The organism is Halosolutus sp. DAT137 (assembly GCF_059736405.1).
This window is the reverse complement of sequence record NZ_JCAQID010000007.1, coordinates 390,790-413,203: the sequence shown is the minus strand read 5'-3', so window position 1 is coordinate 413,203 and position 22,414 is coordinate 390,790. Positions and strand designations below refer to the sequence as shown.

At 63.8% G+C, this 22,414-nt stretch carries 24 protein-coding genes; 13 read left to right on the top strand and 11 right to left on the bottom strand.

The window, feature by feature from the left end:
- The first annotated feature begins 27 nt into the window (after positions 1 to 27).
- The 3 genes from pyrH (at position 28) to AC6I6L_RS11670 (ending at position 4,494) form a co-directional block, all read left to right on the top strand.
- Positions 28 to 753 (top strand): UMP kinase, encoded by a 726-nt coding sequence (pyrH, locus tag AC6I6L_RS11680; RefSeq protein WP_497917939.1) that lies wholly within the window; start codon positions 28 to 30, stop codon positions 751 to 753.
- On the top strand, positions 750 to 2,534 hold the full coding sequence (gene lysS / locus AC6I6L_RS11675; RefSeq protein ID WP_497917938.1) for a lysine--tRNA ligase: 1,785 nt from the start codon (positions 750 to 752) through the stop codon (positions 2,532 to 2,534). Before pyrH ends, lysS begins: the two co-directional genes overlap by 4 nt.
- 118 nt (positions 2,535 to 2,652) lie before the next feature.
- Complete coding sequence (locus AC6I6L_RS11670) at positions 2,653 to 4,494, top strand: PDZ domain-containing protein (protein ID WP_497917937.1); 1,842 nt, start codon at positions 2,653 to 2,655, stop codon at positions 4,492 to 4,494.
- A gap of 132 nt (positions 4,495 to 4,626) precedes the next feature.
- On the opposite strand, the gene AC6I6L_RS11665 is transcribed toward AC6I6L_RS11670, so the two are convergent.
- Positions 4,627 to 5,151: a PadR family transcriptional regulator gene (locus AC6I6L_RS11665; RefSeq protein ID WP_497917936.1), complete on the bottom strand. Its 525-nt coding sequence runs from the start codon at positions 5,149 to 5,151 to the stop codon at positions 4,627 to 4,629.
- Between the two features lie 213 nt (positions 5,152 to 5,364).
- On the opposite strand from AC6I6L_RS11665, the gene AC6I6L_RS11660 reads away from it, so the two are divergent.
- Positions 5,365 to 6,960 (top strand): heme-binding protein, encoded by a 1,596-nt coding sequence (locus AC6I6L_RS11660; RefSeq protein ID WP_497917935.1) that lies wholly within the window; start codon positions 5,365 to 5,367, stop codon positions 6,958 to 6,960.
- A gap of 280 nt (positions 6,961 to 7,240) precedes the next feature.
- The gene (fmdA, locus tag AC6I6L_RS11655; protein WP_497917934.1) at positions 7,241 to 8,512 is read left to right on the top strand and encodes a formamidase; all 1,272 of its coding nucleotides are present in this window, start codon (positions 7,241 to 7,243) and stop codon (positions 8,510 to 8,512) included.
- A 34-nt stretch (positions 8,513 to 8,546) separates the two neighbouring features.
- Here fmdA (AC6I6L_RS11655) and AC6I6L_RS11650 read toward each other — a convergent pair whose 3' ends face one another.
- Positions 8,547 to 8,891 carry a hypothetical protein gene (locus AC6I6L_RS11650; RefSeq protein WP_497917933.1) on the bottom strand — a complete coding sequence of 115 codons (345 nt, stop codon included), beginning with the start codon at positions 8,889 to 8,891 and terminating at the stop codon, positions 8,547 to 8,549.
- Between the two features lie 152 nt (positions 8,892 to 9,043).
- On the opposite strand from AC6I6L_RS11650, the gene thsA reads away from it, so the two are divergent.
- On the top strand, positions 9,044 to 10,741 hold the full coding sequence (thsA, locus tag AC6I6L_RS11645; protein ID WP_497917932.1) for a thermosome subunit alpha: 1,698 nt from the start codon (positions 9,044 to 9,046) through the stop codon (positions 10,739 to 10,741).
- An 86-nt stretch (positions 10,742 to 10,827) separates the two neighbouring features.
- On the opposite strand, the gene fmdA (AC6I6L_RS11640) is transcribed toward thsA, so the two are convergent.
- Positions 10,828 to 12,087 carry a formamidase gene (fmdA, locus tag AC6I6L_RS11640; RefSeq protein WP_497917931.1) on the bottom strand — a complete coding sequence of 420 codons (1,260 nt, stop codon included), beginning with the start codon at positions 12,085 to 12,087 and terminating at the stop codon, positions 10,828 to 10,830.
- A gap of 196 nt (positions 12,088 to 12,283) precedes the next feature.
- On the opposite strand from fmdA (AC6I6L_RS11640), the gene AC6I6L_RS11635 reads away from it, so the two are divergent.
- Positions 12,284 to 12,925, top strand: coding sequence for a hypothetical protein (locus tag AC6I6L_RS11635; RefSeq protein WP_497917930.1), 642 nt, complete (start codon positions 12,284 to 12,286; stop codon positions 12,923 to 12,925).
- Positions 12,926 to 13,026: 101 nt separating this feature from the next.
- Here the strand turns inward: AC6I6L_RS11635 and AC6I6L_RS11630 are convergent, their stop codons facing one another.
- Positions 13,027 to 13,296: a transcriptional regulator gene (locus AC6I6L_RS11630; protein ID WP_497917929.1), complete on the bottom strand. Its 270-nt coding sequence runs from the start codon at positions 13,294 to 13,296 to the stop codon at positions 13,027 to 13,029.
- Between the two features lie 264 nt (positions 13,297 to 13,560).
- On the opposite strand from AC6I6L_RS11630, the gene AC6I6L_RS11625 reads away from it, so the two are divergent.
- Positions 13,561 to 14,103, top strand: coding sequence for an AmiS/UreI family transporter (locus AC6I6L_RS11625; protein ID WP_497917928.1), 543 nt, complete (start codon positions 13,561 to 13,563; stop codon positions 14,101 to 14,103).
- A gap of 78 nt (positions 14,104 to 14,181) precedes the next feature.
- Here the strand turns inward: AC6I6L_RS11625 and crcB are convergent, their stop codons facing one another.
- Both crcB and AC6I6L_RS11615 read right to left on the bottom strand, forming a co-directional pair.
- On the bottom strand, positions 14,182 to 14,529 hold the full coding sequence (gene crcB / locus AC6I6L_RS11620; RefSeq protein WP_497917927.1) for a fluoride efflux transporter CrcB: 348 nt from the start codon (positions 14,527 to 14,529) through the stop codon (positions 14,182 to 14,184).
- On the bottom strand, positions 14,526 to 14,912 hold the full coding sequence (locus AC6I6L_RS11615; protein ID WP_497917926.1) for a fluoride efflux transporter FluC: 387 nt from the start codon (positions 14,910 to 14,912) through the stop codon (positions 14,526 to 14,528). The genes crcB and AC6I6L_RS11615 overlap by 4 nt, the downstream gene beginning before the upstream one ends.
- Before the next feature lie 138 nt (positions 14,913 to 15,050).
- Between AC6I6L_RS11615 and AC6I6L_RS11610 the strand changes: the two genes are divergently transcribed.
- Complete coding sequence (locus AC6I6L_RS11610; protein ID WP_497917925.1) at positions 15,051 to 15,500, top strand: universal stress protein; 450 nt, start codon at positions 15,051 to 15,053, stop codon at positions 15,498 to 15,500.
- A 59-nt stretch (positions 15,501 to 15,559) separates the two neighbouring features.
- Here AC6I6L_RS11610 and AC6I6L_RS11605 read toward each other — a convergent pair whose 3' ends face one another.
- From AC6I6L_RS11605 to AC6I6L_RS11590, 4 genes are all read right to left on the bottom strand, one after another.
- Entirely contained in the window at positions 15,560 to 16,138 is a 579-nt protein-coding gene (locus tag AC6I6L_RS11605) for a carboxymuconolactone decarboxylase family protein (protein WP_497917924.1), read from the bottom strand.
- 67 nt (positions 16,139 to 16,205) lie between these two features.
- On the bottom strand, positions 16,206 to 16,394 hold the full coding sequence (locus tag AC6I6L_RS11600) for a hypothetical protein (RefSeq protein WP_497917923.1): 189 nt from the start codon (positions 16,392 to 16,394) through the stop codon (positions 16,206 to 16,208).
- A gap of 142 nt (positions 16,395 to 16,536) precedes the next feature.
- The gene (locus AC6I6L_RS11595; RefSeq protein ID WP_497917922.1) at positions 16,537 to 16,920 is read right to left on the bottom strand and encodes a DUF5611 family protein; all 384 of its coding nucleotides are present in this window, start codon (positions 16,918 to 16,920) and stop codon (positions 16,537 to 16,539) included.
- 319 nt (positions 16,921 to 17,239) lie between these two features.
- Entirely contained in the window at positions 17,240 to 18,289 is a 1,050-nt protein-coding gene (locus tag AC6I6L_RS11590) for a DUF7093 family protein (protein ID WP_497917921.1), read from the bottom strand.
- Between the two features lie 171 nt (positions 18,290 to 18,460).
- On the opposite strand from AC6I6L_RS11590, the gene AC6I6L_RS11585 reads away from it, so the two are divergent.
- The 4 genes from AC6I6L_RS11585 (at position 18,461) to AC6I6L_RS11570 (ending at position 22,040) form a co-directional block, all read left to right on the top strand.
- Positions 18,461 to 18,760, top strand: a complete 300-nt coding sequence (locus tag AC6I6L_RS11585) for a DUF6432 family protein (RefSeq protein WP_497917920.1) — start codon at positions 18,461 to 18,463, stop codon at positions 18,758 to 18,760.
- Between the two features lie 97 nt (positions 18,761 to 18,857).
- Positions 18,858 to 19,970 (top strand): CAF17-like 4Fe-4S cluster assembly/insertion protein YgfZ, encoded by a 1,113-nt coding sequence (ygfZ, locus tag AC6I6L_RS11580; RefSeq protein ID WP_497917919.1) that lies wholly within the window; start codon positions 18,858 to 18,860, stop codon positions 19,968 to 19,970.
- 133 nt (positions 19,971 to 20,103) lie between these two features.
- The gene (locus tag AC6I6L_RS11575) at positions 20,104 to 20,430 is read left to right on the top strand and encodes a hypothetical protein (RefSeq protein WP_497917918.1); all 327 of its coding nucleotides are present in this window, start codon (positions 20,104 to 20,106) and stop codon (positions 20,428 to 20,430) included.
- 176 nt (positions 20,431 to 20,606) lie between these two features.
- Positions 20,607 to 22,040, top strand: coding sequence for an FAD-binding oxidoreductase (locus AC6I6L_RS11570; protein WP_497917917.1), 1,434 nt, complete (start codon positions 20,607 to 20,609; stop codon positions 22,038 to 22,040).
- A 64-nt stretch (positions 22,041 to 22,104) separates the two neighbouring features.
- Here AC6I6L_RS11570 and AC6I6L_RS11565 read toward each other — a convergent pair whose 3' ends face one another.
- Positions 22,105 to 22,278 (bottom strand): hypothetical protein, encoded by a 174-nt coding sequence (locus AC6I6L_RS11565; protein WP_497917916.1) that lies wholly within the window; start codon positions 22,276 to 22,278, stop codon positions 22,105 to 22,107.
- Positions 22,279 to 22,414: the final 136 nt, after the last annotated feature.

Below are 22,414 nucleotides of genomic sequence, written 5' to 3'. Positions count from 1 at the left end.
ATTGGCTCGCGGTTACACCGCTATAAGATGAAAGTGGTCGTTTCTATCGGCGGGAGCGTGCTCGTGCCCGAACTCGGATCCGACCGGGTGGCCGAGCACGCCGGTGTCGTCGAGGACCTCGTCTCGGACGGTTGTCGCGTCGGTGCCGTCGTGGGTGGCGGCGGCGTCGCCCGCGAGTACATCGGTGCCGCTCGCGATCTTGGGGGCAACGAGATCGAACTCGATCAACTGGGGATCGATGTAACCCGGCTCAACGCGCGGTTGCTTATCACCGCCCTCGGTGAGGACTCAGTGACTGCGCCGGCGACGGATTACGACGAGGCTGGCGAGGCGCTTCGTCGTGGCGACGTCTGCGTGATGGGAGGAGTCGCACCGGCACAGACGACGGATGCCGTCGCCGCTGCACTCGCGGAGTACGTCGACGCGGACCTGCTCGTCTACGCGACCAGCGTTCCCGGCGTCTACAGCGCAGACCCGAACGAGGACGACGACGCGACGAAGTACGACGAACTCACAGCTGGTGCACTCGTCGACGTCATCGCCGGCCTCGAGATGAACGCCGGCGCGTCGTCGCCGGTCGACCTGCTCGCGGCCAAGATCATCCAGCGATCGGGAATGCGTACGATCGTCCTCGACGGTACGGATCCCGATCGGATCGCACGCGCCGTCCGGCACGGCAACCACGAGGGAACCGATATCGTCCCCGAAGGCGTGGGCGAGGAACCGACCTACTGGGCCCAAAACGAGCAATGAGCGACGAACAGGACGACGCGACGACGAATCCGGGGACGACCTCCAGCGCGATCCCAGACGCGGACAGTCCGTACACGCTCCAACGTGAGGACGGCGAGGACGCCCGCCACGCGTTCTGGGCCGACAGGGTCGCCGATCGAGTCGAGGAGCGCGTGGCCGACCGGCTGGAGACCACGGAGGAAACGAGCGAGGAGGAGGGAACCGCGAGTCGAAATCCCGCGGAACCGATCGTCATCAAAGGCGGCATCTCGCCCTCCGGCGTCCCCCACCTCGGTAACATGAACGAGGTCATGCGTGGCTACTACGTCGCGGAGGTGCTACGCGAACGCGATCACGAGGTTCGACAGGTGTTCACCGCGGACGATCGCGATCCTCTCCGCAAACTGCCTCGCACCCTCTGTGATCTCGACGGGCAACTCGTCGACCTCGGCGACGTGAACGCGGGCGCACTCGGCCGTAACCTCGGTTCGCCGTACACGGACATTCCGGACCCATTCGGCTGCTGTGACTCCTACGGCGACCACTTCTCGACGATCATTCAGGACAGCGCCGACGCGCTGGACGTCCCGATCGAGTTGCTCTCGAATACGGACCTCTACGAGCGCGGCGAGTTCGAGGAGGTTACCCGGTTCGTCCTCGAAAATCGGGACCGCGCACGCGAAGTCCTCTCGAACTATCAGGACAAAGTCGACGCTGACGGCGAGTACGTCCCGTTCAATCCGATCTGTGCGGAGTGCGGGAAGCTTACGGAGACGGTCACGAGCGTCGACCTCGGTGCGGACGACGGGGGAACTGTCGAGTACCGCTGTACCGACATGGACGCCGGCGATCGCACGATCGATGGCTGTGGCCACGAGGGTACGGCGACGTTGCGCGAGGGCAAACTCCCCTGGCGCTTCGAGTGGCCCGCCCAGTGGCAGGTACTGGGCGTCGACTTCGAGCCGTTCGGAAAGGACCATGCCGAAGGTTCCTGGCCGAGCGGCCAAGACGTCGCACGCAACGTCCTCGGAATCGAGCCGCCCGTCCCGATGGTCTACGAGTGGTTCACCCTCGACGGCGAGCCCTTTTCTTCCTCGGAAGGGAACGTGATCCTCGTCTCGGACGTGCTGGAACTGCTCGAACCCGAGGTTCTGCGCTACTTCTTCGCGAAAGACCCCGCGAAGGCGCGGGACTTTAGCATCGAACGCCTCGATCAGTTGGTCGACGAGTTCGATCGCCTCGAAGCGATCTACTTCGACGAGATTGAGGCGAGCGAGGACGAGACGGCGTTCGCAAAGCGCGTCTATCCCTTGCTGGTCGACGACCCGGACGAAGACCGGATTCGGCTTCCCTACACCTTCGCCGCCGTGTTGGGCATGACAGACGACCCCGAACTGCGCGAAGAGATCGCCCGCCGAGAGGGACACATCCCCGAGGACGCCCCCGAGTGGGCGATCGAGGGCGCGCTCGATCGCGTCGAGCAGGCGCGCAACTGGGCCCGGCGAACCGAAAACGAGTTCGACTACGAACTCAAACGACACGAGATTCCCGACCACGAGTTCGACGACGCGACCGAGGACGCCCTCGCGGACCTCGCGGACTTCATCGAGACGGGTTACGGACCCGACGAGATTCAAGGCGAGATTTACGAGGCTGCGAGACGCCACGACGTCGACGTCGGGGACTTCTTCGGAGCCGGTTATCGCCTGTTCTTCGACGAAGAGCAGGGCCCGAAACTCGGCCCGTTCCTCGCGAAGGTCGATCGATCGTTCGTCGTCGACCGACTCCGTCGCGAGCGGTAGCACCGCCGTTCGTCCCGCCGTTGACGGTTCTCCCGTCGCTGTGCCCCGTCGATTCCTCGAGTTTGCTCCGGACATCTAGACAAAAGCCATTTGAGAACGCCTCCCGGAGATATGATCGATGGAATACGGCGCTCTCGCGTTCGTCTCGTCTCCCGAACTCTTCGGCTCGGAGCTTCTCGCGTGGTCCGCTATCGGACTCGCGGTCTACTGGCTCGGAATTCTCGCCTTGCGACAGCTCGAGCTGTTGCCGAGCTTCGTCGCGACACAGGGTCCAATCCTGACGATTCACACGAAACGCGGTCGGGAGTTCCTCACCTGGCTCGCCGGACCCAAGCGGTTCTGGCGCGCGTGGGCGAATATCGGCATCGGCATCTCGCTCGTGGTGATGGTAGCCATGTTTGTCTTTCTCCTCTCGGCCGCGATTACCGCGATTACCACGCCACAGATCTCCTCGAGCGTCCAGCAACCCCGGAACGTCCTCGTCATCCCCGGCGTCAACGACTTCTTGCCGCTCTCTGCGACACCCGGTATCGTCGTCGGCCTGCTCGTCGGGCTGGTCGTCCACGAGGGCGGCCACGGGCTGCTCTGTCGCGTCGAGGACATCGATATTGAGTCGATGGGCGTCGCGATGCTCGCGATCCTCCCGATCGGCGCGTTCGTCGAACCCGACCAGGAAAGCAGCAGGAACGCCTCCCGCGGCGGCCAGACCCGGATGTTCGCCGCCGGCGTGACGAACAACTTCGCGATCACGCTGCTCGCGTTCGCCCTCCTCTTCGGGCCGATCGCCGGCTCGATCGCCGTCGCACCCGGCGCTGCAGTCGGCGGCGTCGCGCCCAGCTCGCCCGCTGCCGACGCGGGAATCGAACCGAACGATCGAATCACGGCGATCGACGGCGCGGCCGTCGAGACGAACGCCGAGCTGGAAGACCGGATTCGGGCGGCCGAGGGCGAGCAGCTCTCGGTCGAACTCGATGGCGAGCGGACGGTGACCGTCGACCGATCGCTACTCGTCACGGCGGCCATGGACAACGGTCCGACCGGGCTGGAAACAGGAGACGCGATCCTCGCCGTCAACGGAAACCCCGTTGCGACTGAACGCGGCTTTTACGACGCCGTTGGCGACGCCGAGGTCGTCACGCTGACGATCGACCGCGCCGAGAGCGGCGAGCAGATCGATCGCGAGGTACCGATCGGGGCCGCGGTGACGGTGATCGAGGACGAACCGCTCGCTGGGGCGATCGGTCCGATCGAGGGGCCGTTCGTTATCACCAGCTTCGACGGAGAGCGCATCCACACGTACGACGACCTGCAGTCGGCCCTCGACGAGACCGCGCCCGGCGACGAGGTGACCGTCGCCGGCTACCACGGTGGCGAGCGCGAGGAAGCGGTCGTCACCCTCGGCCAGCAGCAGGGTTCGTCGAGTGGCTTCCTCGGCATCTCACCGAATCCCGGCGTCTCCGGGTTGACGGTTAACGACCTCGGCGTCCAGCTCTATCCCGCAGCGGAGTATCTCGCCCTGCTGGGTGGCGAGGGCGACAGTCGGTTCGGTGCGATCACCGACAGCTTCCTCGGGAAAATCGGGCTGGCGCTGCTGTTACCGATCATCGGGATCACCGGAGGATTGCCGTTTAATTTCGCCGGGTTCACGGGCGGAATAGAGAACTTTTACGAGGCCCAGGGTGCACTCGCCGGGTTCGGGGACGGGACCGTCTTCATCCTCGCGAACCTGCTGTTCTGGACTGGCTGGATCAACGTCCAGCTCGGGTTCTTCAATTGCATTCCGGCGTTCCCGCTGGACGGCGGCCACATCCTTCGGACCAGCACCGAGGCGATCGTCTCGCGGGTTCCGGTTATCGACCCGACTCGGGGGATGGTTCGGATCGTGACGACCTCGGTCGGCGTGACGATGCTGCTCAGCTTCGTCGCGATGCTGTTCGCACCGGGTCTCCTCGCAGGTTGAGCGTCCGTGTCGGGTTGTGGTGCGGACTCTCACAGTCCGAGACCGTCGGCGCGGGTGAGTCTCTGTTCGCAGCTCTCGGCATTTCTGACCGGACGTTTCCCGTCAACGGTGGGCGGCTTCTTCCCTCCTGACCTATCTTTCGCGGTCTATCCCGTGTCGGTCGTAGAACTCCTCATCAGTGTCGTCGATCCGTTCGAATTCCGTCTCGAAGTAGCGTTCGTGGTGGCGAACGACCTGTTCGACGACCCACCGGCTAAACGTCTCGTCGAACCGCCACGCGTCGTCGCGGTCCGGTATTTCGAACCGATCGTCGGTCGCAAACGCCGCGTAGACGTGGAAAAATCCGAGGATGACATCGGCAAAGTCACAGGCTTTGTCGGCACCCGTCTGCCGCCGCTCCGTCAGTTCGGCGTAGCCCCCCTCGGTGAGTTCGAAGTACTTTCGATCGGGTTCGTCCTCGCGATCGATTCGCTCGGCCCACCCGTTCTCCTCGAACTTGTAGAGGATGGGGTAGACCGACCCGTACGACGGCTCCCAGTGGCCGCCGCTAATCTCGCGGATCTCCTTGAGTATCTCGTAGCCGTATCGGGGTTTCTCCTCGAGTAACTCGAGAACGAGATAGTCGATGACGCCTTTCGGCGGCCCACTCTTCCGCATACCACTGCTCACTTACGCGGTCGAACGTAAATGGCTTCTGACGCCCTCAAATCTCACGCTCTGTAGGAGGAGGATCCTCTTTGCGGGCCGCGTCGGTCCTTTCGCTGGCCATACGAGTGCAGCGACGCTCAGTATCGGAGACGCGCCGTCGATCGGAAACGTCGCTGAGCGAAAACCCGGTGGTTCTTGACGACGCCGGTCCAACCCGCCGGCATGGAACGACGGCAACCACCACAGACCGAAGAGGGCTGGTACGTCCTGCACGACTTCCGGTCGATCGACTGGGACGCGTGGCGGGCCGCCCCCGAGCGGGAGCGATCGCGAGCGATCGAGGAGGGGATCGACTACCTCGCGTCCAGCGAGGCCGTCGCGGACGCCGAGGACGGCGAGTCGGCGACGTTCTCGGTGCTCGGCCACAAAGCCGACCTCCTCGTGCTTCACCTGCGGCCGACCCTCGGCGCGATCGATACCCTCGAACGCCGCTTCGAGCAGACGGCGTTCGCGGAGTTCACCGAGCGCGCGGACTCCTATCTCTCGGTGACGGAGGTCTCGGGCTACATGTCCCAGGAGTTTTTCGACGAAGACGCGGAGATGGAAGATACCGGGATGGAACGCTACATCGAGTCTCGGCTCAAACCCGAGATTCCCGACGCCGACTTTCTGAGTTTCTACCCGATGAGCAAGCGCCGGGGCCCCGACCACAACTGGTACGAACTCCCCTTCGACGAGCGCGCAGAGTACCTTTCGGCTCACGGTGAGATCGGCAAAGGGTACGCCGGGCGCGTCACCCAGATCATCTCGGGCAGCGTCGGCCTGGACGACTTCGAGTGGGGCATCACCCTCTTTGGCGACGACCCGACGGACGTGAAAGAGCTGCTCTACGAGATGCGCTTCGATCCGTCGAGTTCCCGCTTTGCGGAGTTCGGCCGGTTCCTCTCAGCTCGGCGGTTCCCACCCGAACAGCTTTCGGCGTTCCTCGCCGGCGAGCCGGTTCCACAGGACGGGGGGGATCACGCGCATGGCCACCCACACGGCGGAAGTGAATCCGGCCAGGGAGGCCATCATCACGGTGGTTCGGACCACGCTCACAGGGATGGTCACGCACACGGCGACTCGGGGCACGGAGACGGCGACTCCAGTAGTTCTGGCGGCCATCACGGCAACGCCAGCGACGCGGACGTTCGGAACGAACTCGAAGAAATCGGCGTCTACGCGGGCAAGCCACACGGCGAGGACGTCCACGCTGTCGTGCTCTACTCCGCGGCCGACCCCGACGACCTCTTCGAGGAGGTCGACGGCCTCCGGACGAACTTCGACCACTACGACACGCACGTGAAGACGGCCGTCTACGAGAGCCGCGCCGAGGATAGCGAGACGGCGATCGTCAGCCTCTGGGAGACCGATCGCGCCGCGAACACGGCCGCCGGCTTCCTCGCGGACCTGCCAGAGATCGTTCGCCAGGCCGGCGACGATAGGGCGCCCGCTGGCGCCAATGGCGAGCGGGGCGACGGCCCCGCGAGTGACGACTCCTGGGGCACGATGGGGATGTTCTACACCGTCAAACCCGAGCATCGCGAGGACTTCGTCGACACGTTCAGCGACGTCGCGGGCCTCCTCGCGGACATGGACGGACACCGCAAAACGGACCTGCTGGCGAACCGGGAAGACGAGAACGACATGTTCATCGCCAGTCGGTGGGACTCCCGCGAAGATGCCATGGCGTTTTTCCGCAGCGATGCGTTCTCGGAAACCGTCGAGTTCGGCCGCGACGTTCTCGCCGATCGGCCACGGCACGTCTTCCTCGCCTGATCTCCCGATCGAGTCTGTTGCGGTGATCCCTCGCGGGCCGGCGTTGGTTGTCGACCGCTTCTGGTGAGAGACCGATCACTGGTATGGTATACTGCTTCCGGTGAGGCACTGACCACTGGTGTGGTATCATCCCACACATCCATGGTATCACATCACTCACCTGTATTCGAACCAGCAGTTTCCCTCTTCTCCAGATCTATTACACCGAATGCGGCCATAGAAAACCATTATTGCCGTGTTCATGGGCCTATTGAACGGGCTTCCCGGCCCGGAGCAACCCATGCCAGAAGTACACTTCGAGGTGGACGTCGACGCGCCACCCGACGAACAGCCAGGGGCGAACCCGTTCAACCGCTGGCATCCGGACATCGAGTCAGTCGTGACGGTCGAACCCGGCGAGGCGGTCCGACTCGAATGTCTCGACTGGACCGGCGGACAGATACAGGACAACGACAGCGCGAACGAGGTTCGAGACGTCGATCTCAATCAGGTCCACTACCTGAGCGGCCCCGTGGAAGTAACCGGCGCGGAGCCGGGCGACCTGCTGAAAACGACGCTGCTCGACATCGGGGCGCTGAACGATCGCTGGGAGTTCGGCTTCACCGGCATCTTCTCCCAGCAAAACGGCGGCGGATTCCTCACCGACCACTTCCCAGACGCGGCGAAGGCGATCTGGGATCTCGACGGGACGTACGTCTCCTCGAGACACATTCCGGGCGTCTACTACGAGGGGAAGATCCACCCGGGATTGATCGGCACTGCACCGTCCCAGGAGCTACTCGAGGAGTGGAACGAACGCGAACAGGAACTGATCGAGAAACACGAGGAGGATCCCGAGTCGATCCAGAACCATCCGACCGGCGAGTCGGAGCCGCCAGTCGCGTCGCCGCCGACCACCGACGGCGCGCTTCCCGGTGAGGCGACGGGCGACGCCGCCGATAGAATTGCCGAGGAAGGGGCCCGGACGGTCCCGCCGCGAGAACACGGCGGCAACTGCGACATCAAGGACCTCTCGCTCGGGTCGACGATCTACTTCCCGGTGTTCGTCGACGGCGCGAAGTTCGGCATCGGAGACATCCACGCCTCCCAGGGCGACGGCGAGATCACGTTCTGTGGCGCGATCGAGATGGCCGGCTACGTGGACGTGAAGTTCGAACTCGTCAAAGACGGGATGAACACGTACGGCATCGACCACCCAATCTTCGAGCCGGGACACCGGGGTCCGAACTTCTCGGATTACGTCGTCTTCGAGGGCTACTCCGTAACCGAAGACGGCGAACAGCGGTACATGGACCCTCACGTCGCGTACCGACGCGCTGCACTCGAGGCGATCGAGTACCTGACCAAGTTCGGCTACACGCGCGAACAGGCGTACATGATCCTCGGCACCGTCCCGATCGAGGGCCGACAGAGCGGTATCGTCGACATTCCGAACGCCTGCTCGACGATCGCCGTGCCGAAGGGCGTCTTCGAGTTCGACATCAGCCCCGATGCACTCGACGAACACGAGAGCCACGGACAGATTCCGATCACCGACGATCCGCTCGGTTGATCGGCCGGTCGCGGACTCGTTCCGTTTTCCGTTTTTACGCCGACTCTCCGTCGACCCGATCGATCGCTCCGTCGTCGTCGAGGACCGATCGAACGACGGCAGTCAGCGCCTGCAGTTGCTCCTCGTCGACGGATTCGAGGTCGTCAGTGAGTTCGTCGGTCTCACCCGTCGCGAGGGCGTGGTACTGGCTCGCACCGAGCAGCGCGATTCGCATGACGTCGTTCGTCGTGAACAGTCGACTGCCGACGCGATCGTTGAGTTCGTCCTGGATCGCACGAAGCCGTTCACGGGTCTGCACTGACATCGTCAGCGAGACCTGAAACTGGTGTGGAACGTCTTCGTGAAAGCGAGTCGCGGCGGACGCAATGTCGTCGTCCATGTCCCTCACACCAGAGACACGGGCGTAAGTGTTCGGGAGGGTATCACCGCGTTCGTCCTGCGGGCGTTTGCCACTTTGCTCGTTTCGTTCCCCGAGTGAGACGTCACAGTGGCTTTTTGGTCACAGTCGGTGAGAGCCACACCCGAACCTCCATGACAGACAGTATCAATTCGTATCGGGTTCTCTCGCAGGGAGACGGGATGCAGGGGGTAGCCGGCCGCGACGCACAGGCGGACAACATCGCGGCCGCCAGGGCGCTTTCGGAAACGGTCAAGACCACCCTCGGGCCGAAGGGGCTGGACAAACTCCTCGTCGGTTCGGACGGAACGATCGTCGTGACCAACGACGGCGCGAGCATCGTCGATCGGATGGAGATCGTCCACCCCGCCGCGAACGCGATCGTCGACGTAGCGGCCCAGCAGGACTCGCGTGTCGGGGACGGAACGACGTCGGCGATTGTCCTCGCGGGCGCGTTGCTTGCCGAAGCCGAGTCGCTTCTCGAGACCGGACTCCACCAGACGAGCGTCGCGCGCGGGTACACACTCGCCGCCGGCCGGGCGACCGAGACGCTCGCCAACCTGACGATTCCGATCCATCCCGACGACGACGCCCAGCTTCGAACCGTCGCGCGGACGGCAATCACGGGCAAGTGGGACCGTGAGGCCAGCGAGTTTCTCGCCGGAAAGACGGTCGCGGCCGTCCGTGCGATCGAACAAGACGGACGCGTCGATCTGAAACGGATCACGCGCAAGGCGATACCGGGCAGTTCCTACTACGACTCGGAGGTCGTCGACGGTCTCGTGATCGACATGGAATCCTCGTCGACGACGACGGTCTCGCCCGATCCCGACAGTCCCGACGCGTTCGAGGACGCCACCGTCGCGCTGATCGACGACCAGCTCACGATCGAGACGGCCAGCGGCCAGGGGACGGTCAGTCTCGAGTCGCCGGACGATCGACACGAATTTCGGGAGTACGAACGCGCGGTCTACGATCGGTACGTCGATCGAATCACCGACGCGGGCACCGACGTCGTGTTCTGCCAGAAGTCGATCGACGATGCGGTTCGACACCTGCTGGCGAAGGCTGGCGTCCTCGCGGTCGAACGGACCCGACAGGACGAACTCGAGAAACTCGGGCGCGCGACGGGTGCGATGCCTGTCGGCCAGGTTGACGACCTGACGGATGCAGACACCGGCCTGGCCCACCGGGTCGAGCGACGCGACCTCGGGGCGACCGAGGTGGCGATCGTCGACGGCGGACCGGGCGTCGATCAGGCGTCCGTACTTCTTCGCGGTGGCACACAGCAGGTCGCCGACGAGGCGAAGCGGGTCGTCGACGGCTGTTTCCACGTTCTCTCTCGCGCGATCGAAGACGGCGTCGTCGTCCCGGGTGGCGGCGCGACGGAAATCGCCCTCGCACAGGACCTCCGCGAGTACGCGACGGAGGTCTCCGGCAGGGAGCAACTCGCGATCGAATCGTTCGCCGACGCCCTGGAGGTGATCCCCAGAACCCTCGCCGCCACCGGTGGGCTTGACCCGATCGACACCATCGTCGAGTTGCGAGCGAGCCACCACGACGGCGAACCGACGACGGGGTTGCGTCTCGAGTCGGAGTCGGCCCGGATCGGTGACGTCGTCGAGGCGGGCGTGCTCCAGCCGCGTGCTGTTTCCGAGCGGGCGATCGCCAGCGCGGCCGAGGCGGCGACCCTACTCGTCCGCGTCGACGAAGTCGTCGCGGTGACTCGCGATGCCGACGACCACGGGCACGACCACGACCACGATCACAGTCACGGTCACGGTGGCGTGGTCGGGGACACCGGCGGCTACCCCTGGGCGCTCGGCCACTAGTGGCTAGGAAGGGGACTCACGGGACGATACGTTCGCTCGGCTGGCATCAACGAACGGAAAAAGCGAAAAAACGTGTCGACAGCGAATCAGGACGGCTTCGCGACGTCACCCTTGTCGCTGGAATCGTACTCGTCGGTGAGCGTATCCGGATCGATGTCGATGTCGAACGCCTCGTTGGGCACCGACACCGTCACGCAGGTGTTCGGCAGGTCGACGATGCCCGCGATACGACTCTCGACCGGAATCGTGCTGAGGAGAACGTACGCCTGCTCGCGCGTGTAGCCGAAGTTGGTCAGGTACTCGATCGCGTCGAGGCAGGCCCGGCGCATCCCGACGGTCGAATTCTTGTAGTGTTGGGTACCGTCCTCGTCGACGGAGTACCCCTCGAAGACGACGTAGTTCGAGAAGTCGGGGTCCTGGTAGCCGGGTTTGAACATCGCGTAATCGGTGCCGAGCCGTTCTACCCCGTCTTTGATCACGTCGACGCGCATGTCGATCCAGCCGGCGATCTCGATCGCGCCACAGAACGTGATCTCGCCGTCGCCCTGCGAGAAGTGCAGGTCGCCGGTGATGAAGTTGGCACCCTCGACGAAGACAGGGAGGTAGACCCGCGAGCCGCGGCCGAGGTTCTTGATGTCACAGTTGCCGGCGTTCTCCCGCGGCGGGATCGTCCGGGCTGCTTCTTCGGCCGCTTCTTCGACGTCTTCGTCGTCCATCTCACCGAGCAGGACTTCGTTGGGTTCCGGCGGCAGCGCGAGCGGCGGATCCTCCTCTCCGGTTTCGTGATTGACGGCCGTCTCGGCTTCGGGTCCCCGCTCGATGAGTGCCTGTTCGCGTTCGTTCCACTCCTCGAGCAGTTCGTGTGAGGGAGCAGTGCCGACGATTCCGGGGTGGACACAGCCCGGAAACCGAACGTCCTCGATGTGTCGCGAGTGGGTCATGACGCCGTCGACGTCCCAGATCGTCTTCCGGGCTTCCGGGAAGTGGTCCGTGAGGAATCCGCCGCCGTTGTCCAACTCGAAGATTCCAGTAAAGCCCCACTCGTTCTCGGGGAACGGCCCCAGATCGAGGATGTCGATCACGAGCACGTCGCCCGGTTCGGCACCCTCGACTTCGAAGGGACCGCTCAGGTGGTGGTTCGGGTCCAGGCGCATATCCCGGATGTCGTTCGCGCTATCGTCGTTTTTCACCTGGTTCCCCGTCCAGTCGAGACATTCGATCCGCACTTTCTCGCCGGGTTCGATCGTCGCCGCCGGTGGGACGTCCGGATGCCACCGGTTTACGATCGGGTCTGGCTGTTCGTCGGGTGGCGCGTCGACGTCCACCTCGTATATCGTTTCGGGCATGATACGCGGCAACGTCCCACACACGGACAGTTATAACTATTTCACAACGCGACCTAAACTAATACATACAGTCCTGATGGGGTCGGAATGTATCCGTCCCGCAACCAACGCCGCCGCCGGGAGCGATGGCTGCGTCGAGGTATCCACCCCCGACAACGTTTTCACTCCGAACGTTGCCGAGTACGGTACTGGTTCGATGGCGACGCTCGATTCACTGCCGGCGATCGAAGCCTGTCTCGAGACGTATCTCACGTCACACGCCGCCTTCGGTGACGAGTCGTTCTCGGCGGACGCGCTCGAAGACCGCGGCGGCACAGTCGACTCAATGGCTCCCCGCCTCGAGGACCGACTCGCGTTGCTGGTCGCATACGGCCTCCTCGAGCAACTAGACGACGATCGATATCGCGTTCGGTGCTCGCCCGAGGACGGTCCCGAGCGGTGGCGATCGCGGGCCGCCGAGCGGGCCGAGGCGCTCCATCGGCTGGTCTCGGATCTGGCGGCCGATCGACGAGTCCCAGCCGATGCCGACGGCGCTGACCCGGAGCTGCTGGAATGGGGCGGCGAGGCGTTCGTCAGCGTCTTCGTCTCCGAGGGAGACGACGGTGAATCCGTCGCCACGAGGGCGGCGACTGCACTCGCACGCACGGAATCCGCAGGAATCGTGCTCCGGACCGTGGGAGCGCGCGCAGGTCACGCCCAGCAAATCGCGGATCAGCTTTGCAGTGACGCCGCCGTCGACGACGCGACACTCGATCGCCCGTTCGAGAAGGACGGGTCCGACGTCGTCGGTGATTCGAAAGACGACCTCGAATTTCGGGCGTTCCTTCAACCCGTCTGATCCGACCGCACTTCGTCTGGCGGAACCGTGTGAACGACGCGACCGAGCGCCTCGATCGACGGTTCTCTCACCTCGCGGAGTGATCGACGGCTCTCCGAGGATTACTCTTCGCCGTCGCCGGGACCGACCCACCAGAGTTCCTCGTGAACGGCCCAGCCACCAGTCTGGAGGTTCTGGGAGAGGGTGATGCGCTCGTCGTCCGGCCCGCTGAGCGTCACCGAGTAGCGACCCGTTTCGAGGACCTCGTAGCACTCGTCCCGATCGTTGAACGTGATCTCGTCACCGATGTCGATGTCGTCGATCCGGTCCCTGATCGGTTTTGGGGCCAGCCGATCTCTCTCGATCGTTGAGGTAGTCTCGTTCTCGACCATCCGTGAGTGCCCTCACTACAGCCTGCAATATAATCGTTCTACGCGCTGTCGCGCGATGTGCGCCACGAGTCGGCTATCGCCAATCTGTCGCCGCTTCCGTCACTGCCAATCTGTCGTCCCTTCCGTTACTACGTTTTTTGTGACCGTGATCGATCACTGACGGTTCACTCGCCCTGTGGTCAGTATTATTAGTTCGTTCACTGAAGCATAGATTGCGTGTCATTGCCACGCAATAGGCAGACCACGAAAAACAGGTGAATACCAATGTCACTGTACATGATCCTGGGTATGGGGCTAATCTTCGTTGGCATGGTGCTAATCGTCAACGGAATCTGGCTGCTCGGGCGCGGCGACCACCGAGACGTGTCGATATTCAACCTCTTCGTCGGGGCGTTGTTGTTTCTCATCGCGATCTGGTGGGCGTTCGGTGAGCTGTGGGCGTTCGGCGCGTACGAGTCCGGCGACGCGTTCGTCGCTGCTGGGACGTTACTGTTTTCGTTTACGTACCTCTGGATCGGGGCCAACGCGATCCGCGACATCGGGGATCAGCGATCGTTCGGGTGGTACTGCATCCTCGTCACCGCCGTTGCTATTCCAACGGGCTACCTCGTGTTCCTCGGTGGTGACATCGGACTCGCCGGACTCTGGTGGATCTGGGCGGTCCTCTGGGCGACGTTCTGGGTATTACTGGGACTGCAACTGGACGAGTACACCGTCCCGATCGCCTGGTTTACCACGCTCGTCGGCATCGTCACGGGCGTCGCCGGATACCTGATGGCGGCCGGATTCTGGCCGTGGGCTGCCTGAATTCTGCATTCAATTTCACGACTCGAGCCGACGACCACGGAACTCGAGCACGAGGTACGTTCCGTTCTCCGGCGATCGCTACCCTACCAGCACCCAGGCGGCTCCAATCGCCGCGACCGAGACCCCAATATTCCCGATCGCGTAGATGGTCGCGGTCCGGAGCTTCCCTTCCTCGATAAGCCCAACCGTGTCGACGGAAAATGTCGAGAACGTGGTAAACGCGCCGCAGACGCCGACACCGGCGAAGAGTCGGATCGACTCGACCGGATCCGCAAAGAGTACGAGACCCAGCAGAAAGCTGCCGAGAACGTTCACCAGAAACGTCGATAGCGGGAACTCGTCAGATTCGACGAGCGTGGCGACCGTGTACCGTCCTAGCGCGCCGACGACGCCGCCGAAACCGACGAGAGCCATCTGTTCGATCACGCGAATTCACCTCCAATCCGCAGTGCAACCCAGCGGCCGAGGACGACGCCCGCGAAGCCGAACGCGTAACTGGCGGCGACGTTGAGAACGCCGAGCGTCGGGCCGGCCGCCACCGTTTCGTACGCGAACGTGCTGTATGTCGTGTACGACGAAATAAAGCCAGTCGAGACGAGCAACCGACTCCGCTCGGTGAGGTAGTCGGTGTGCATCGCTTCGTACACGACGAACCCAAGGAGGAAGCTTCCCGTCACGTTCGCGAGGAGGGTTCCCGACAACCCCGGATAGACGAGTTCGATCCCGTACCGGGCGTTGGCTCCGAGGAAGCCGCCGATCGCGACGAGGACCACCACGTCGATACTGTCAACCCAGTCACGAACGGTCATCCGTTGAGAGAACGGTGCTCCCGTTGAAATTTCTGTTGTGCGATACCGGCCTCGTCGTTACTCCGTGCGAACCGCGGCTGCTTCTCTCCCGACTCGTTTCACGGGCAACGATTTTTAGCTGGCCGTCGAACCGGGAGTATGTACGATCGAATCGTCCTCCCCGTCGACGGAAGCGTCGAGGCGATGGTCGCGACCGATCACGCGATCGATCTCGCCACCAGATACGACGCGCACCTCCACGTCCTCCACGTTATGGACACGCGCCCCTACGACGCGGAGGGGATTACACCGACGGTGCTCGATGCGCTCGAAACGCGAGCCGACCGGGCGGTCGAGTCGGTCGCCGAGACCGCCGCGGAACGCGGCCTGGATCGAGTCGAAACGGCAGTCGTCCGGGGAGAACCCCATGAGGCGATCCTCGAGTACGTCGAGGATCACGACATCGATCTGCTCGTGATGGCGACGCACGGTCGGACGGGGGTCAAGCGGTACGTGCTCGGAAGCGTGGCCGAGAAAACGATCCGTACGGCTCCGGTTCCGGTTCACGTCGTACGCGTCTCGGAAGCCGACGTCGAGTACCCCTGCTGAGAGGGTTCGATCGCTCGGCTGCGGAGAGCCGACGCGCCGATAGCACTCCTACACGGGGACTATGACTCCTGATCGAGGGGGTACTCGAGTCCGGTCGGGTACGGGCTCGCCTCCGTCGTATCGAGTTCCAGTGCGATACAGAATCGATCGAGACCGATCTCCAGGCCGGCGAACAACAGGAGTTCGATGATCGCCTCGTCGCTGTAGACCTCGCGCAGTTCGTCGAAGAACTCGTCCGAAAGCTGGTGGGGGTCTCGGGACATGGAGTCTGCGAGGCGGACGGCCAGTTCCTCCCGTCGCGTGAGATCGTCCGCTCGTATTCGATCGGCAAATACGGCGTCTTCTTTCGGTTCGATCTCGTCTTTGACGTCCCAGGTGCGAACGGTCCCACAGTAGGCACAGCCGTGGACGGCCGCGACTCGAAGCCGCACGAGTTCGAGCGTCGTCGCGTCGATCGAATCGCTGCGGGGGAACAGGCGAAACGTTTCGACGAGTCGTTTCAACAGCCGAGGCTGGTGGGCCACAGCGCCGAAGTACGCGGAATCTCTGTACCAACCCTCGGCGCTCTCGGCGAGAATTTCGTTGACGGTCTCGTCGTCCGATTCGCCGGGCGCGATCGGTTCGATTCGGGGCGACATGCCGTGTTGTACGGGATCGTGAACCATAAAATCCGATCGGTCCGACGGCTTGGTCCGTCGCGATCGACTAGAGCGGGCTCTCCGCGCCCGCTTCGTCGTAAAAAAAGTAGCCGGCGACGCCTGCGAGGCCGAACGCGAGCGTAAGGTACGGCCAGTTACCGGCATGTTGGTCGGTGAGGCGGGCGTGGCCGGCGACGAACACCGCAAAGCCGATGTGGGCGGCCAGCGTCGCGAGCAGAAACGCAGGGAGATCCATCCTGTTTGAGGATTCGGGGTGCGACAAATAGCCGTTTCGATGCCTTGCAGTCCCGGTGGAGGGCCGGTATCCCGGTGGCAAAATGCGCATTCAGGAGCGAGGACGGTTCCGTTTGCGATACCGGCGTGAGAACGACCGCCGTCTAGAAGTCGTGGTCCGGATCGTCTTCGACCGTCCGTTTCATCGAGTCGCGGCGGGACTTCGCGTCCCGGCCGGTCGCCTCGAGCAGGAAGTCGTTTTTCGCGTCAACGGCATCGCCGGCGGCTTCGAGTTCGTCGGGACCGAGTTCGGTGGGATCTCGCTCGTAAAACTCGACGGCGAGTTTGTCCTTCTTTCCGGAGTACTCGACGGCCCCGACGACGACTTTTTCGAAGACTGGGTTGTCGGGTTCGCCGATGACGTAGAGATCGCTTCCCTTGTACGCTTCCGTCTCGGTGATCGGACCGAAGTAGTCCTCGATGGTGGCTTCCATATCCGGGATTCGCTCTTCGAGATACTCGCCACGACGCATCTTGTACTCCTTCATGAATTGGAGATACACGGGGGAGTGTTTACCTCTTTTCATAGCCGACGTTGTCTTCACGCGATAGGGTCGTCTCCACGCGATAGGGTCGCAATCGGACTTCCACCGCTTATTGGCTCGGTATGGCGTCTGATCGAAGCGAAACGTGGCTCCGTAACTAACGGGTGGACGACACGGGCGTGCCACGGTCGTCCTGGCGGTTCGTCGGTACCAGGCCAGCAGATTCGGGGAACCCGCCGGCCAGCAGATTCGGAGAACTCGCCGGCCAGCAGATTCGGAGAACTCGCCGGCCAGCAGCTTCGAGCCAACGGGCGGGCTATCGCTATCGTTCGCTAAGATACCCTTTCCGACACTCCGGACAGATGTCGCCGGTTCGGAGCGAACTCCGATCGCTTCCCGCGGCGTACTCGCAACTGGGGCAGTAGAGTTCGGTCACCGCGTTTTGATGGGTGGTGGCCCGATCGTCAGTCGGGGCTGGCGCTGACCGCACTCGCTCGATTCCGGTTCCGGAGTCCGTCTCGGTCGTCTCGGCGGCCTCGGCGTGTTCGGCTTCGATCGCGTCGGCGTCCGGGGGGGTCGCGTCGACCCCGATCGGTTCGGAGTCACTAGCCGGTTCGTCGGTACTCGACTCCAGAACGACGGCGTCGTCCTCGGTCGGGTCGGACTCGTCGTGGTCGCCCGAGTCGGGCCACTGTTCGGGCTCGTTCTCCGCGCCGACCGGCGGACCGACATCGTCGGAGTCGGGCCACTCGCCGTGGGCGCGATCGCCGTGTGGCTCCGGGTCGTCTTCGTCTTCTAGTATTTCGCCGTCGTCCGTGATCGGATCGCCGTTCTCGTCGGTCGGAACCTCGATCGCGTCCTCGGCGTCCGCGAGGGTGTCGATCGGTTCGGCGTCGATCGCGTCGCTCCCGGAACTGGCGGTCGAATCGTCCGCGTCAGGGCTCGCCGCTGGCTCGGTGTTCGAGTCCGTCTCACTCGAATCGGCGTCGATGAACTCGGCATCGTGTACCGTCTCGGGCGCTGGTTCGGTGTCGGGTTCGTCGGGTGTCGATTCGGCGTCGATGAACTCGGCGTCGGTCCCCGTCTCGCTCGCCTCGTCTCTCTCTGGGGCCGCCGCGTCGTCGACTTCGGTGTCTGTTTCCGTCTCGGGCGCTGGCTCGGTGTCGGGTTCGTCGGGTCGTGGATCGGCGGCCGTCTCGGTGGTGAGACTCGTTACCTCGGTGTTCTCGCTGATGACGGTGCGCTCGCCACAGCGGAGACACTCCTGGTACTCCTGGACGGTCACGACGACCTCACTGCCCCGTTCTTCGCGCTCGCGTTCGACGTCGGTGTCGCCGTAGTCGTGTCCGAGCAACGAACATCGCAGGACCATTGTCCCACCGTTCCCAGTCACGGCATAAAAAACGTACTGCAAACTACTCACAGCGACCCGTACTGTTCGGTTTCGTGACGTTCCGGGCTGGGGCCACGTCGCGTTCGAGCCCGATCGTCCGGTTCCGCGAACGACAAACGTCAAATCCCAGGTCGTCGAATGTACGTCTGGATGAAAGCAAAGCGGGAGTACCGAAACCGAGCGCCGACGGAGGTCGGGGTACTCGACGCGCTCGTCGATCGCGCGGACGACGGGATGACCGTCTTCGAACTCCGCGCGGCCGTCGAAGCCGACATCGACGAACTCGAAGTCGCCCTCGAGACGCTGAAAGACGACGGACTGATCGTCGTCGAAGCCGGCGTCAACGAAACGGTGATCAAACCCGCCGATCGCGTCATTCCGACCGCGCCGACCGAAGACGAACCCGACCAGTCGATCGGCGAGTGGCTCCGCGAGCGGTTCCCGTTCTAACGTCGTCGTTACCGACCTCGGTGTTCGTTTCGTCGCGCCTGTGCGCCGACCGCACGTAATCGAAACGCCTGTGGGGCGCAGGTACCTCTATGATGGCATGAGCGTTATCGAATCTCTTCATACGGATCTCGGCGCGACGTTCGGTGAGCGTGACGGGCGGACGATCGTCGAACACTACGGCCGCCCGGAGCGAGCCCACCGCGCCGTTCGAAACGGCGTCGGTCTGATCGAGGCGGCCTACGGCGTGCTCGTCGTCGAGGGGGACGATCGCGTCGAGTACGTCGACAACGTCGTCTCGAACCGAGTTCCCGACGAGGACGGCCAGGGCTGCTACGCGCTCGTGCTCGACCCGCAAGGCGGGATCGAACTCGAACTCTACGTCTACAACGCCGGCGAGCGACTGCTTCTCTTTACGCCGCCGGCCGAAGCCGAGGACCTCGCCGAGGAGTGGTCGGAGAAAGTCTTTATTCAGGACGTCGATATCCGCGTCGCGACGGACGAGTACGCGATCTTCGGCATTCACGGCCCGACAGCCACCGAGAAGGTCGCGAGCGTCCTCAACAAGGCCGGTTCACCCGATCGACGCTACTCGTTCGTCCGCGGGTCGATGGGCGACGAGGGCGTCACCGTCATCCGCACCGACGCGCTCACCGGCGAGGAGAGCTACGAAGTGATCTGTGCGATCGACGACGCCGAGGCCGTCTACGACACCCTGCTCAATCACGGCCTCAACGCCGCCCCCTTCGGCTACCGGACCTGGGACACGCTCTGTCTCGAGGCCGGATCGCCGCTCTTTCACACCGAACTCGAGGGAACCATCCCGAACGTGCTCGGCCTGCGCAACGCCCTCGACTTCGAGAAGGGCTGTTACGTCGGCCAGGAGGTCGTCGCACGGGTCGAAAACGTTGGACAGCCGAGTCGACGGCTCGTCGGCCTGACGATCGACCGCGATGGTGACGACGATGCCGACGACTCGCACGTTCCCGACGCCGGTGCGGCGGTCTTCGATGGTGACGCCTCCGTCGGCGAGGTGACGCGGGCCGACAGTAGCCCGCTGCTCGAGACGCCGATCGCGCTCGCGATCGTCGAGTACGATCTCGAGAGCGACGATGTGGCGGTCCGGGTCGATGGCAAGGAGGTGCCCGCGACGGTGACCGATCTCCCGTTCGTCGAGGGGTCGGACCGGTCCGACCGGCTTCCCGAGTACTGAGCGGCCTGCCGGTCGAACGATCGGATGGATCGTCTATCGACACTGCGAGAGAAGTCATCTGCCGACACGAATGTAAGAAGAGATGATTCTCTCGAATAGATATATTTTCAACAGTTCAGCCCGACAGTACTGTATGTTCGAACCCCTATCCATACTACTCTCGCTCGTTCTCGCAGTCGCCGGACCGCTGGGCGCACTCAACGGCTATCGACTCTACACGACCGACCAGCGAGAGCGCGAAAAGCGCCTCTGGACGGGCTACGTCGTCGGCTCGCTGCTCGAAGGGGTCGTCGGACTCTGCAGTCTGGTCTGGATACTGACGTGGGGGCTCCCGTCTGTGTGGCTCTTCGCGGCCCTCACGTGCGTTCCGCTCCCCGTCGTCCTCGTGCAGTGGCGTATGCACGAACGAATGGGGCACACCGGCTGGCTGGACGGGTGGCTCGCTGATCGAACGTCCTGAACGGTAGTCCCGCACGGTCCGCGTCACATCGCGGATACCGGAACTGGCCGACCGTCCGCGGTCGTAGATTGAACCAGTACCGCGTTCCGGCGCATCGTCTGCCAGTCATGTCTGTGTCATTGATAGTCGTGTCCCGTAGCTGACTGCTTTATCATCGCTGCGAGCGTACCTGAGTCATGGTAACAATCGGCAGAACGCCCGGCGAGAAGACGATCGACGAACTTCCAGCGGACGCCCTCGCGTCGTTCGAATCTGCCTTCCGCGGCGACATCATCGTCCCGTCGGACGAGACGTACGACGCGGCCCGCGAGATTTGGAACGGCATGATCGATCGGTATCCGGCGATCGTCGCCCGCTGTTCGGGCACCGCCGACGTCGTCGCGGCGGTAGCTTTCGCCCGCGAGCAAGATCTCGAGGTCGCGGTTCGCGGCGGCGGCCACAACGTCTCCGGAACGGCCGTCTGTGACGGCGGACTCGTCGTCGATCTCTCCGCAATGACCGGTGTCAGGGTCGATCGCGAGGCCCGGACGGTTCGCGTCGAAGGCGGGGCGACGCTTGGCGAGGTCGATCGCGAAACGCAGCTGTTCGGGCTCGCGACACCGCTCGGGGCCGTCTCGCAGACGGGCGTCGCGGGACTGACGCTCAACGGCGGCTACGGCCACCTGAGCCGGGAGTACGGGCTGGCGCTCGACGCCCTGCGAAGCGTCGACGTCGTGACCGCAGACGGCGCGGTCCACACCGCGAGCGCCGACCGAAACGCGGACCTGTTCTGGGGGCTTCGCGGCGGGGGCGGGACGCTCGGGATCGTCACCTCCTTCGAGTTCGACCTCCACGAGGTCGGTCCCGAAGTGTACGCCTTCTTCCCGTGGTTTCACGCCGACGACGGGGCGGCACTGATGGCCCGGTTCCGCGAGTGGACCGAGACCGCGCCGCGAACGGCGGGTGCACTCGCCGTCGCCGCACACGTCCCCGAACTGGAGGAGTTCCCCGAAGAGCGGTGGGGCGACCCCGCTATCGCCATGCTCGGCTCCGCTCGGGGCGACCCCGACGAGGCTGCCGACGTTTTCCGCCCGTTCTACGAGATCGCGACGCCGATCGCGGATCTCAGCGGACGGATGAACTACGTCGACCTGCAGTCGATGCTCGACGAGGACTACCCCGACGGCCTCCGGTACTACTGGAAATCGATCTACCTCGAGGCGGTGACCGAGGACGTGATCGACGTCATGTTCCGATACACCGAGTCGGCACCGTCACCGCTCTCGACGATCGATCTCTGGCACCTCGGAGACGCAGTGAGCGAGGTTCCACAGGACGAGACCGCCTTCTGGCACCGCGACAAGCCCTACATGCTCACGGTCGAGGCGAACTGGGAAGAGTCGAGCGAGGACGAGGCGAACGTGCGGTGGAGCCGCGAGGCGATCGACGAACTCGCCGCACTGTCGATCGCATCCGGCAGCTACGGCAACTTTCCGGGACTGCACGAAGACCCCGTGAAACGACGCTTTGGCGACAACTACGATCGACTGGTGGATCTCAAAACCGAGTACGACCCGACCAACCTGTTCGGCGGGGACGGGACGATCGAACCGCGATCGACCGCAGAGTGAGCGCGGGCGGCGAGGATTACGAGGTGAGACGCACACTCCTCGATCGGCGGCGGCAAGCCGTCGATCAAAGCTGGGTCGCTTCGATCGCGGCGAGTCCGTCGTTCTGTTCGACCTCCCAGACCCGGAGTACGAGATGAGCCTTGCAGTAGTACTCGACCGTTCTGTTTCCGGTTTCGAGGTTCCTGAGGACGAGCTGGCAGTGCTCGTCGCTCGTACAGTCTGGGGAGAGTTCACACATGGTCGATATACATCCTACAGTTCTTGCCGATAAGTCTCTGTTGGTCACCGTAATCGATACCGACGCGGTCCGGCCCCGCTGGGTCCAGAAACGCCGTTTTTGCCGTCTTGCCCCGACTCGCTGGCCGAGAAGTCCC